Source organism: Pseudarthrobacter sp. MM222, from assembly GCF_947090775.1.
GTDB lineage: Bacteria > Actinomycetota > Actinomycetes > Actinomycetales > Micrococcaceae > Arthrobacter.
On record NZ_OX352321.1, the window covers coordinates 1,326,781 to 1,338,967 of the forward strand.

General features: G+C 68.5%; 8 protein-coding genes. 2 read left to right on the forward strand and 6 right to left on the reverse strand.

Annotation, left to right across the window (positions count from 1 at the left end):
• Positions 1-65: 65 nt before the first annotated feature.
• From OM977_RS05990 to OM977_RS06000, 3 genes are read right to left on the reverse strand one after another with little or no spacing between them, the layout of a single operon-like run.
• Complete coding sequence (locus OM977_RS05990) at positions 66-1,625, reverse strand: FAD-dependent oxidoreductase (protein WP_264356598.1); 1,560 nt, start codon at positions 1,623-1,625, stop codon at positions 66-68.
• Positions 1,622-3,877, reverse strand: coding sequence for a molybdopterin oxidoreductase family protein (locus OM977_RS05995; RefSeq protein WP_264356599.1), 2,256 nt, complete (start codon positions 3,875-3,877; stop codon positions 1,622-1,624). Before OM977_RS05995 ends, OM977_RS05990 begins: the two co-directional genes overlap by 4 nt.
• A gap of 1 nt (position 3,878) precedes the next feature.
• Positions 3,879-5,303, reverse strand: coding sequence for an MFS transporter (locus tag OM977_RS06000; RefSeq protein WP_442960704.1), 1,425 nt, complete (start codon positions 5,301-5,303; stop codon positions 3,879-3,881).
• 288 nt (positions 5,304-5,591) lie between these two features.
• Between OM977_RS06000 and OM977_RS06005 the strand changes: the two genes are divergently transcribed.
• Positions 5,592-7,004, forward strand: a complete 1,413-nt coding sequence (locus OM977_RS06005) for an MFS transporter (RefSeq protein WP_264356600.1) — start codon at positions 5,592-5,594, stop codon at positions 7,002-7,004.
• Between the two features lie 114 nt (positions 7,005-7,118).
• On the opposite strand, the gene OM977_RS06010 is transcribed toward OM977_RS06005, so the two are convergent.
• The 3 genes from OM977_RS06010 to OM977_RS06020 form a co-directional block, all read right to left on the reverse strand.
• Positions 7,119-7,850: a glutamine amidotransferase gene (locus tag OM977_RS06010; RefSeq protein WP_264356601.1), complete on the reverse strand. Its 732-nt coding sequence runs from the start codon at positions 7,848-7,850 to the stop codon at positions 7,119-7,121.
• Positions 7,851-7,884: 34 nt separating this feature from the next.
• Entirely contained in the window at positions 7,885-9,729 is a 1,845-nt protein-coding gene (locus OM977_RS06015) for an acetyl/propionyl/methylcrotonyl-CoA carboxylase subunit alpha (RefSeq protein ID WP_442960705.1), read from the reverse strand.
• 125 nt (positions 9,730-9,854) lie between these two features.
• Complete coding sequence (locus OM977_RS06020) at positions 9,855-10,571, reverse strand: Maf family protein (protein WP_264356602.1); 717 nt, start codon at positions 10,569-10,571, stop codon at positions 9,855-9,857.
• A gap of 241 nt (positions 10,572-10,812) precedes the next feature.
• On the opposite strand from OM977_RS06020, the gene OM977_RS06025 reads away from it, so the two are divergent.
• Positions 10,813-12,162, forward strand: a complete 1,350-nt coding sequence (locus OM977_RS06025; protein ID WP_264357324.1) for an HNH endonuclease — start codon at positions 10,813-10,815, stop codon at positions 12,160-12,162.
• Positions 12,163-12,187: the final 25 nt, after the last annotated feature.

Below are 12,187 nucleotides of genomic sequence, written 5' to 3' on the forward strand. Positions count from 1 at the left end.
GCCGGCCGATCCTCCTGTTCCCCATGCGGGAAGCCTAGTAGGCGTTGCGAGTCCGCGGGAAGCGCCTACGCCACGGCCCCCTGAAAGTGCTTTTCGATAATTCCCTTGATGTCCTCGTGGCAGCCGCCGCAGCCGGTGCCGGCGCGGGTGGCACCGGAAACCTCGGCCACCGTCCCGCACCCGTCAGTCACGGCAGCAGCAATCTTCGTTCCGCTGACACCGGCGCACCGGCACACGGTCCGCTCGGGATCGGCCGCACCGGCAGCCGCCGCCTGGTCCGGCCCGTCCAGCCGCAGCAGCAGCGACCGGTCCGCGGGAAGCTCGGCGCCGCGTTCAAAGAGCTGCACCAGCTCGGCCGCGGTGCGGGGCATGCCTACCGACACCAGGCCTTCGAGGACTCCCGCGCGGGTGGTCATCTTCACGTAGCGGCCGTGCTCGGGATCGGCCCACTGGGCGATCTGCAGCCGGGCCCGCCCGTTCACGGCACCGGCCGTCAGCGCTTCCTCATCCCACGGCTCCGCGGCGTTATCGCCGGCAACGGCCATGTTCAGGCCCCGGGCTTTGAGGACAATCACGCCGGGCTTCTCCGCCGGAAGTGCCGGCAGGGCCTCGGCCTCGGCAGCAGCCTCGGACGCCAGCAGCGTCAGGTAGTCGGCCAGCCATTCGGCCTGCCGCCAGCCCGGGCCCACAAGCCCGGACGGGCCGCGCGCGGTCCGGCACTCAAGGCAGTCCGGTTCCGGGCAGCGGACCTCGGCGCAGTCGCCGATCGCGAAGATGTGGGGTTCGTGGTGCGCCCGGAGCTTGTGGTCCACCAGGATGCCGGCCGCCGTCGACAGTCCGCAGCCTTCCGCGAGCTCGGTCCGGGGACGGACGCCGCAGGAGAGGACCAGCAGGTCGCCGTCGATCGCGGAACCGTCATCCAGCAGCAACGCCGAGAAGCCGCCGTCGGGCGCGTTGTGTTCCACCCCGACGGAGCGCGCGTTGCCGGCCACCCGCACACCGCAGTTCCGCAGGCTCGCGGCCAGGACGGCGCCGCCGCCGCGGTCGATGTTGCGGCCCAGCGGGTGCGGGCCGTTGTGCACCACGGTCACGGTGGCGCCCTCTTCGGCCGCGGCCAGTGCCGTCTCCAGGCCGAGCACGCCGCCGCCGAGGACCACCACGCGCTTGCCGCCCGCCACAGCCGCCTGCAGCACCGAGGCGTCCCGCAGGTCCCGCAGCGCGGTCACGCCCGGCGGCAGGACGGGTGCGGCCGGATCCGGGTTGAGCCCGGTGAGGTTGGGAATGACGGGACGGGAGCCGGTGGCGAAGACCAGCCGGTCGTAGCCGGGGGAGGTACCGTCGGTGAGAATCAGCTGCTGCCGGGCACGGTCCACGCGGCGGACGCGCACGCCGAGCCGGACGTCCACGCCGTCGGCAACCAGCGCCGCCGCATCGGACAGCGCCAAGGCCGAAGCCGTCGTCCGCCCGACGCCCAAATCGGCCACCAGCACGCGGTTGTACGCGGCCTCCGCCTCCTCGCCGATTACCGTCAGCTGCGCCACCCCGCTGCGCACCGCCGGCAACAGCTCGTCGATCAGCCGTGCGGCCACCGGCCCGAAGCCCACCACAACAATCCGCTCGGTCATGAGGCACCTTCCATCTGGGGAACATTCGCGTGGGCATCTCCGGCGCCCGGCCGGACCCACACCTTGCTCGTCTTGAACTCCGGCATCCCGGAAATCGGATCCGTCGCGGCCTCGGTGAGCCGGTTAGCGCTCTCCAGCTCCGGAAAGTGGAACGGCAGGAACACCGTCTCGGGCCGGATGTCCGTGCTGAGCTCGGCGCGGCAGCTGACCTCGCCGCGCTCGTTCGAAATGGAGACGTAGTCGCCCTCGGCGATGCCCTGCGCCGACGCGGCCGCGGGATGGATCTGGAGCCTGGCCTCGGGCTGGGCGGCGGCGAGGGCCGCCACGCGGCGGGTCTGCGCGCCGGACTGGTAGTGCTCCATCAGCCGGCCCGTGATCAGGGTCATCGCGGTGCCCAATTGATCAGTGCCGGCGCGATCAGCGGCCGCTGCGGCGTCCGCCGCAGAAGGCGTACGACGGCGGGGGGTCACCGGGGTGAACACGGCCCGCCCGTGGGCGTGGGCAAAGGAGCCCAGGAACAGCCGAGGCGTGCCGGTGCTTCCCGCGGGGTAAGGCCAGTAGGCTGCCTCGCCGCGGTCCAGCATGGCGTAGTCGATCCCGGAGTAGTCGGCCAGGCCGCCGGCGGACGCGAGCCGGAGTTCCTCGAAGACCGTCTCCGGGTCCTCGCTGAACGTGGACGGCGCGTCGAGGGCTTCGGCCAGCCGGTTCATGATCCACAGTTCGGTGCGTACTCCCGGCGGGGGAGCGATGGCCCGGCGGCGGCGGAGCACACGGCCTTCGAGGTTGGTGAGGGTGCCTTCCTCCTCGGCCCACTGCGTGACCGGAAGGATGAGGTCCGCCTCGGAGGCGGTCTCGGAGAGGAAAAAGTCGCATACCACCAGGAAGTCCAGGCTGCGCAGGCCCTTGATCACAGCGTTGGCGTCCGGCGCGGACACCGCCACATTGGCGCCGTGCACGAAGAGGCAACGGACGCCGTCGGGCTGTCCCAAGGACTTAAGCAGTTCGACGGCGGGGATGCCGGGACCGGGGATCAGCGCTTCGGGGACGCCCCAGACCGTGGCCATGTGGGCGCGGGCGGCGGGATCGGTGATCTTGCGGTAGCCCGGGAGCTGGTCCGCCTTCTGGCCGTGCTCGCGGCCGCCTTGGCCGTTGCCCTGGCCGGTCAGCGTGCCGTAGCCGCTGCGGGCCGAGCCGGGCAGCCCCAGCAGGAGTGAGAGGTTGATGGCGGCGGTGGCGGTGTCAGTGCCGTCGACGTGCTGTTCCACGCCGCGGCCGGTGAGGATGTAGCTGCCGCCGTGGCGTGCGCCGTCGGCCAGCCGCCGGGCGGTGTCCCGGATGAGGCTGGCGGGGACGCCGGTGAGCGACTGCACGCGCTCCGGCCAGAAGCTGGCGACGCTGCGGACCAGGGCGTCGTAGCCGGTGGTGCGGGCCGTGATGTAGTCCACGTCCGCGAGTCCTTCGTGGATGACCACGTGGGAGAGGCCGAGCAGCAGGGCGAGGTCGGTGCCGGGCAGCGGTGCCAGGTGCAGGCCGCCGCCGTCGGAGGTGAACGCCGCGGTGGCCGAGCGGCGGGGGTCCACCACGATCAGGCCGCCGGCGTCGCGGGCGCCCTGCAGGTGCTGCACGAACGGCGGCATGGTCTCGGCGACGTTGGACCCGAGCATCAGGATGGTGCTGGCGGCATCGAGGTCCTCCAACGGGAAGGGGAGGCCGCGGTCCAGGCCGAAGGCGCGCATCCCGGCCGCGGCGGCCGAGGACATGCAGAACCGGCCGTTGTAGTCGATCCGTGAGGTACCGAGGGCCAGCCGGGCGAACTTGCCGAGCTGGTAGGCCTTCTCGTTGGTGAGCCCGCCGCCGCCGAAGACGCCGACGGCGTCCGCGCCGTACCGGGCGCGGGCGGTCTTGACCGCGGCTGTAATGAGCTCCAGGGCCTCGTCCCAGCCGATGGGGCGGTGGACGCCGTCGGCGCCTTTAAGCAGCGGTTCGGTGACCCGGCCGGTGTGGTTCAGCAGCGTGGCGGAAGTCCAGCCCTTGCGGCAGAGGCCGCCGCGGTTGGTCGGAAAGTCCCTGCCGGACACGGCGAGGGGCGCATCGAGGGGCGCTACGGGGGGCGCCTCGAGTGGGGTGGCGGCAGGCGCCGCCACGGGGTCTGACCCCGGCTGGGGAGCCGGGGTCAGAGCCGCTGGGGACGTGAGCGTCATGGCGCACTGCAGAGCGCAGTAAGGGCAGTGCGTGTCGGCGCTTTTGGTCATGTTAGACGTGTCCCATCGCGTTTCGGTTGGCGTTGCGGATGTAGCAGGCCCAGCAGACGATCAGCATCAGGACGTAGGCCCCGACGAATCCGTAGAACGCGGGGGTGTACGAGCCGCTGGCGCTGTTGGAGGCGTTGAGCACCTGCGGGATGACGAACCCGCCGTAGGCGCCGATGGCCGAGATGAGGCCCAGGGCGGAGGAGGCGAGGCGCTGGGTGGCCACCGTGCTGGCGCCGGACTTGGCTGCCCGGCTCGAGGTGGCGAAGATGACCGGGATCATCCGGTACGTTGCACCGTTGCCGAAGCCGCTGGCGGTGAAGAGCATCAGGAACAGGACCAGGAAGAGCCAGAAGTTCTTCAGCGGAAGCGTCCAGATCATGGTGAGCGTGATGACGGCCATCGAAGCGAAGGCGGTGACGGTCATCCGGGCGCCGCCCATGCGGTCAGCCATCCGCCCGCCGTAGGGACGGGCGAGCGAGCCGACCAGCGGGCCGAGGAATGCCAGCGAGAGTGCCACGGTGCCGACCCCGATCGAGGAGAACGCCGGGAAGTAGTCCTTGATGAGCTTGGGGAAGACGCCGGCGAAGCCGATGAAGGAACCGAAGGTGCCGATGTACAGCAGCGCCATGATCCACAGGTGCGGTTCCTTGAGCGCGGCGAGCGAGCCCGCGACGTCGCCCTTGGCGCTGGTGAGGTTGTCCATGTACTTCCAGGCACCGAACGCGGCGAGCAGGATCAGCGGGACCCACATCAGGCCGGCCATGGGGAGGTTGACGGTGCCGGCGGCCAGGAGGGTGATTGCGATCGGAACGGCCAGCTGTGCGACGGCGGCACCGAGGTTGCCGCCGGCAGCGTTCAGTCCCAGCGCCCAGCCCTTTTCACGGGCCGGGTAGAAGAAGGTGATGTTGGCCATCGAGCTGGCGAAGTTGCCGCCGCCGAAGCCGGCGAGGGCTGCGACGAACAGCATGGTGCCGAACGGGGTCTCCGGGTTGGAGACGCACATGGCCAGCCCGATCGAGGGGATCAGCAGCAGCATGGCGGAGACGATTGTCCAGTTCCGGCCGCCGAAGCGGGGGACCATGAAGGTGTAGGGGATCCGCAGCGTGGCGCCGACCAGGCTGGGCATCGAGATCAGCCAGAAAATTTCCGAGGTGCTGAAGGTGAATCCGGCCGCGGGCAGCTGGACCACTACGATCGACCAGAGCTGCCAGACCACGAAGCCCAGGAACTCGGCGAAGATGGACCAGTTCAGGTTGCGGCGGGCAATGGAGCGGCCCAGGGTCTCCCACTGGGTCTTGTTCTCGGCATCCCAGTTGGCAATCCAGCGGCCGGGCCGGTACTCAAGGGCGGGGCCGCCGACAGTTGTACCGGCTTCAATGTGTGTGGAAACGCCGGGTTCGGCGCTTGCGGTGCGATCAGCAGTCACGGAGACCTCCTTGGGGGGGTGTTGTCCTTCCAAGGTAGAGATGCCGCGTTTCCGGGACCGTCGCCGTTTGTTAACGTGCTGTGACGTTTGCCTATCGGCGCGTTTATTACGGCGTGAGGAACGTCAGGGCATAATGTGAGGACCATCACGTGAGACAATCCCGGCTGTCCAAATAGTGGGACATTTGTCCATTCATTGGACCCCGGGAACTAATATGTAAGCCTACGTATTCTCTCCTCATCCGGACCATGAGCAAGAACGGTCCGGTCCTCATGAAAGCGCCACTACATGTCATCCACTGCAACCTCCACGGGGCATGGGTCCGCCAAACAGGTGAACTCGCGCGGCCGCGTCATTGTCGCCAGCCTGATCGGCACCACCGTTGAGTTCTACGACTTTTACGTCTACGCCACGGCCGCCGTACTCGTCTTCCCGCGCCTCTTCTTCCCCGGCCAGAACGAAACCACGCAGCTGCTGAGCTCCTTCGCCGTCTTCGGCGTCGCCTTCGTCGCGCGCCCGCTTGGCTCAATCGTCTTCGGCCACTTTGGTGACAAGTTCGGCCGCAAGGGCACCCTGGTTGCCTCGCTGCTGACCATGGGTATCGCCACCTTCCTCATCGGCTGCCTGCCCACGGCCCTCGTCCCGGGCTGGGAATTCTGGGCCCCGGCACTGCTGGTGGTCATGCGCTTCGCCCAGGGCCTTGCCCTCGGCGGCGAATGGAGCGGTGCCGCCCTGCTGGCCACCGAGAACGCCCCGGCGAACAAGCGCGCCATCTACGGAACCTTCCCGCAGTTGGGCGCCCCGATCGGCTTCATCATCGCCAACGTGATCTTCCTGGTCTTCAGCTACGCCCTCTCGGCGGAAGCCTTCATGGCCTGGGGCTGGCGTGTGCCGTTCCTGCTCAGCGCCGTCATGGTCATCATCGGTCTCTACGTCCGGCTTAAGCTGATCGAAACCCCCGCTTTCACCAAGGTGCTCGAATCCAACGAGGTCGCCAAGCTGCCGCTCGCCCGCGTCTTCAAGACCAGCTGGCGTCCGCTGATCCTGGGCACGTTCATCATGCTCGCCACCTACGTGCTCTTCTACCTGATGACCACGTTCACGCTGACCTACGGCACCCGCGCCTCCAGCCTGGACGCCGCCAAGGCCGCAGCAGAGAAGGCCGGCAAGCCGATGACCGAGGCCGCCGCAGCAGCGTTCGTCCCCGGCCTGGGCTTCTCCCGCAACGACTTCCTCTGGATGCTGATCGCCGGCGTCGTGTTCTTCGGCATCTTCACCCTGGTCTCCGGTCCGCTCGCCGAAAAGTACGGCCGCCGCAAGATGCTGTTGGCAGTCACGGGCGGCATCTTCGTCTTCGGCCTGCTGTTCGTTCCGCTCTTCGGCGGCGGCTTCGTGGGCACCATGGCACTGCTCATCATCGGCTTCTCACTCATGGGCCTGACCTTCGGCCCCATGGGTGCGTTGTTGCCGGAGCTGTTCCCGACCAACGTCCGGTACACTGGCTCGGCCGTCAGCTACAACGTCTCCAGCATCCTGGGCGCGGCCGTGGCACCGTTCATCGCCGTCTGGCTCTGGGAAATGGCAAAGGGCAGCCCCGTGCTGGTGGGCGTCTACCTCACCGTCATGTCTGTCCTGACGCTCATCGCCCTGTTCCTGAGCAAGGAAACCCGCGACCTGGACTACGAAAACAACGTAGCCTGACGCTCGCTTACTGAGACCCGTTACTACAACTGGTTGATGCAGGAAGAAGCCCGGTGTGTTGAACACACCGGGCTTCTTTGTGCACAGCCCCGGGCCTGGCTCAGCCCGGAACCGTCAGATGGCATACCGCTCCACGAAGTTCCGGAGGATTTTCATCGGTTCCGTGGCGACAAACTTCCGGGCGTCCTCCATCAGCATTTCGGCCGATTCCGGCGGAAAGTACCCGGCATGGCGGTAGATGTCGATCCTGGTGACCAGCCCCTCGGCGTCGAGCTCCGGGTGGAACTGCGTCGCATACAGGTTCGTCTTGATCCGGAACATGTGCACCGGGCAAGCGGCGGAGCTCGCCAGCAGTACCGCGTCCGGCGGCAGGACGGTGCAGGCCTCCTTGTGGCCGGTGAACGCCGTGAACTCCTCCGGCAGGCCCTTGAGCAGGGGGTCGTTTAAACCCTCCTGGGTCAGGCTGATCGTGACGCCGCCCAGTCCCTCACCATAGGTCCTGTCGATCACGGCGCCCTGATGCCGGCCCAGCGTTCCGACGCCGTAGCAGGCGCCCAGGAACGGGAAGTCCTCGGCCACGATCCGGTCCAGCAGTGCGGCAAGCTCCCGCTCCACCCGGTGCTGGGTGGCCGATTTCTGCTCGGGCGGATCGCTGGAGGTGAACGGGCTGCCGCCGACGATCACGCCCGAGTAATCCGAGAGCTCCAGCTCCGGCAGCGGGACCGCCTCCATCCGGATCCGGTGCAGCTGTGCCGCGGCCAGGCCGGTATAGCGGAGGTATGCCCTGTATTCGTCGTCGGCTGCGGCGTCTTCGGCCCGGGAGGCGAGGAGGAGGAATGGCTTCACGGAACTAAGTCTGCCGTTCCCGTCAAGGCTCCCGCTACTCGGCCGCGCTGTCTTCGATCATGGCGATGACGGCGCCGGCGGAGACGGTCTCGCCGGCAGCCGCGGACAGGCCCATCACGATTCCGGCGCGGTGTGCGGTGAGGGGCTGCTCCATCTTCATGGCCTCGAGCACGACGACGAGGTCACCTTCGGCAACCGTGTCACCCTCGGCGACGGCCACCTTGACGATGGTGCCCTGCATGGGGGAGGTCAGCGCGTTGCCGCTGGCCGCGACTGCTGCGCCGCCGCTGCGCGAGCGCTTCTTGGCCTTCGCCGGCTTGGCCCCGCCGCCGCTGCCGGAGTTAGGGGACCCCAGCGACGCCGGGAGGACGACCTCAAGGCGCTTGCCGCCGACCTCGACGACGACGCGCTGGCGTTCGCCGGCGTCGGGCGCTTCCGCGCCGATCCCGGTGGGGGTCCAGGCGGGGATGTCGTTGATAAAGGCCGTCTCGATCCAGCGGGTGTGGACCTTGAACGGTCCCTCGGCGGGAGCGAAGTCGGGGTTGCTGACGACGGCGAGGTCGAACGGGATGACGGTGGGGATCCCTTCGACCACCATCTCCTCGAGGGCGCGGCGGGCGCGCTGCAGGGCCTGGGCACGGGTGGCGCCGGTGACGATGAGCTTGGAGAGCATCGAGTCGAAATTGCCGCTGATGACATCGCCCTGCTCCACGCCGGAGTCGATCCGGACGCCGGGGCCGGTCGGGTTCAAGAGTCGGCTGATGGTTCCGGGGGCGGGCATGAAGTTCCGGCCCGGGTCCTCGCCGGTGATGCGGAATTCGATGGAATGGCCGCGGACCTCGGGGTCGTCGTAGCCGAGTTTTTCGCCGCGGGCCAGCCGGAACTGCTCGCGGACGAGGTCAATCCCGGTGACTTCCTCGGAGACACAGTGCTCCACCTGGAGGCGGGTGTTGACCTCGAGGAAGGAGATGGTGCCGTCCTGGCCCACGAGGAACTCGCAGGTGCCGGCGCCGAGGTAGCCAGCTTCCTTGAGGATGGCCTTGGAGGATTCGTAGAGCCGCAGGTTCTGTTCTTCGGTGAGGAAAGGGGCAGGTGCTTCTTCGACCAGCTTCTGGTTGCGGCGCTGGAGCGAACAGTCGCGGGTGGAGATCACCACGACGTTGCCGTAGGCGTCCGCCAGGCACTGGGTCTCGACGTGTCGCGGGGCGTCGAGGAATCGTTCAATGAAGCACTCGCCGCGGCCGAAGGCGGCGACGGCCTCGCGGACCGCGGATTCAAACAGTTCGGGGATTTCCTCGCGGGTACGGGCCACCTTGATGCCGCGTCCACCGCCGCCGAAGGCAGCCTTGATGGCCACCGGCAGTCCGAACTTGTCCACGAACTCCAGGATTTCCTCGGCGGATTCCACCGGGTCGGCCGTTCCCGGGACCTGCGGGGCGCCGACCTTTTCGGCGATGTGGCGGGCCTGGACCTTGTCTCCGAGGGCGGAGATGGCCTCGGGGGAGGGGCCGATCCAGGTGATGCCGGCGGCGATCACCTTGGCGGCAAACTCGGCGTTTTCGGCCAGGAAGCCGTAGCCGGGGTGGATGGCGTCGGCGCCGGAGCGGTGGGCCACCTCGATCAGCTTGTCCATGACGAGGTACGACTCCGCCGCCGTGTTGCCACCCAGGGCGTACGCCTCGTCGGCGAGTTTGACGTGCAGGGCGTCCCGGTCCGGGTCCGCATAGACCGCCACGGAGGCGATGCCTTCGTCACGGGCGGCGCGGATGATGCGCACCGCGATTTCACCGCGGTTAGCGATCAGCACCTTGCTCAGCTGATGCGTAACTACGGCTGACGACGGCACGGGATTTGCGGACTGCTCCGAATTTGCTGACAAGGCGTCTCCTTCTTTCCTTCAGGGAGCCTAGCGCGGTTTTGTGGGTTCCGCCGATATTAATTGCGGAATCCGCCCGTAGACGGCCCCTCCTTTGTAGGGTTGCTACAAAGAGACTGCGAATTGGCTCACTCAGCACGTACCTCCGCCGGGTCCACCGCGCCTTCGGTCCAGAGTTCGGTGATGCCCACCTTCGCCTGCCCCAGCAGGCCACGGAGGGTGGATATGGAGAGGCCGACGACGGTGTGTGGGTCGCCGTCGACCTTGCGGATGAAGGCCCCGCCGTAGCCGTCGATCGTGAAGGATCCGGCGCACTGCAGCGGCTCCCCGGTGGCGATGTACGCATCGATTTCCTCGGCGCTCATCTCCATGAAGTGCACCTCGGCGGACGTGACATGGCCGAGGGTCGCGCCGGTGCCGGGGCGCTCGGGAGTGTCGTCGGGGTTTTCGGTGTCGGGGCCGCTGTCGCTGTCCGCGGGGCCGTCGGTGTCGCGGCAGTCGACGAGCCAGTGGCCCGTGTGCAGGACGCCCATGCTGCCGCTCATCCTGAGCATCCGCTCCCGGGCGACCTCGGCCGTGTACGGCTTGCCGTGCGCCTCGCCGTCGAACTCGAAGACCGAATCGCAGCCGAGCACCAGGGCGCCTTCCGCCTCCGGCAGCGACGCTACGGCCTCGGCCTTGGCCCTCGCGAGCAGGAGGGCTGTGTCGTGCGGATCGGTCACGCCGTAGCGTGCCTGGACGGCGTCCTCGTCCACATCGGAGACGAGGACCTCGTGCCGGATGCCGGCGTAGCTGAGCAGTTTGGTGCGGGCGGGGGACTGGGAGGCAAGAATGAGGCGGGTCACTGCTCCAGCCTAGTTCCTACGCCCCTGATGCGTGCCCGTCATGTACGGCTCTCATTGAGCGGCCTTTACGGGCGTGACGAGCTCGAACAGGCGGCTGCGAGGAGCTACGTCCGGGCCAGGAAGATCACTGATGCATTCCGAAGCGGTGGAATGACTCCGCAGGGCCATAAATGTCATAGCCCGCAGATACATTTGAACCATGGACGGCCATCAGGAGCACGGCATAGTTCAGGCGGCAGGCATGACGGTCGCTGACCTGGCCCGGATCCTGGCCGCCCTCCCGGCCCCGGCCCGAGCCGCCGAACTCATCAATGAAACACGCGAACTGGAAGACCTTAAGTCCGCCCTGGCCGCGCGCCAGGCCCGGAATGCCGTCGCCTTCGATCTACGCCAGCGCCGCGAACAATCCGACGCTGGAATGCCCGCCGACCAGCTCGGCGCCGGCGTCGCGGCACAGATTGCCCTCGCCCGGCGCGAATCCCCCGCGAAGGGCGGCCGGCTCCTCGGCCTCGCCAAAGCCCTCGTCGCCGAAATGCCGCATACCCTTGCCGCCCTGGAAACCGGGCAGCTCAGCGAATGGCGCGCCACGCTGCTGGTCCGCGAGACCGCATGCCTGACGGCCGCCGACCGGGTTGCCGTGGACGAGGAACTCGCGCCCGACGGTGGTAAGTTCAGCGGAGCTGGCGACCGCGCCCTTGTCGCCGCGGCCCGGTCCGCCGCTTACCGGCGGGACCCGCGGTCGGTCGCGGAACGTGCAGCCCACGCCGCCGCCGACCGGCACGTCGGCCTCCGGCCCGCGCCGGACACCATGTGCTACCTCACCGCCCTGCTGCCCGTCGCCCAAGGCGTCGCCGTTCACGCGGCACTCACCCGGCACGCCGACGCCGCCCGCTCCGCAGGGGACCCCCGCACCCGCGGCCAGCTCATGGCGGACGCCTTGGTCGAACGCACCACCGGCAGGGAAGCGGGGATCAGCGGGATCGAGATCCAGCTCGTGATGACCGACCGCGCCCTCTTCCAAGGCGACAGTGAACCCGCTCGCCTCCCGGGCTACGGCATCGTCCCCGCCGGCTGGGCACGCCAACTCATCAAAGGCAGCGAGAACCAGGCCACGAACGTCTGGCTGCGGCGGCTCTACACCGCTCCCGGCACCGGCGGCCTGGTCGCGGTGGACTCCCGCGCCCGGCTCTTCCCACCCGGACTCCGCCGCTTCCTCCAGACCCGGGACGACACCTGCCGCACCCCCTATTGCGACGCCCCGATCCGGCACATGGACCACATCATCCCCTGGGCGGAAGGCGGGCAGACCACCGCGACCAACGGCGCCGGGCTCTGCGAAGCCTGCAATCACACCAAAGAAACCCCCGGCTGGACCGCAATCCCCAGGCCCGGGCCGCGCCACAGAATCGAACTCACCACCCCCACGGGCCACACCTACCACTCCACCGCACCGCCACTACCCGGCACCACAACCAATGACACGCCAGGCCGGGATGCCTTGGCCCCGGACGCTCGCCACCACCGACGGATACAGCGCCATCACGCCAAGACGCTCAAGCGGGTGCGCGCCGCATCAGTCCTGGCGGCCTGAACGCACGAAAAAGCCGCCCGCCGAT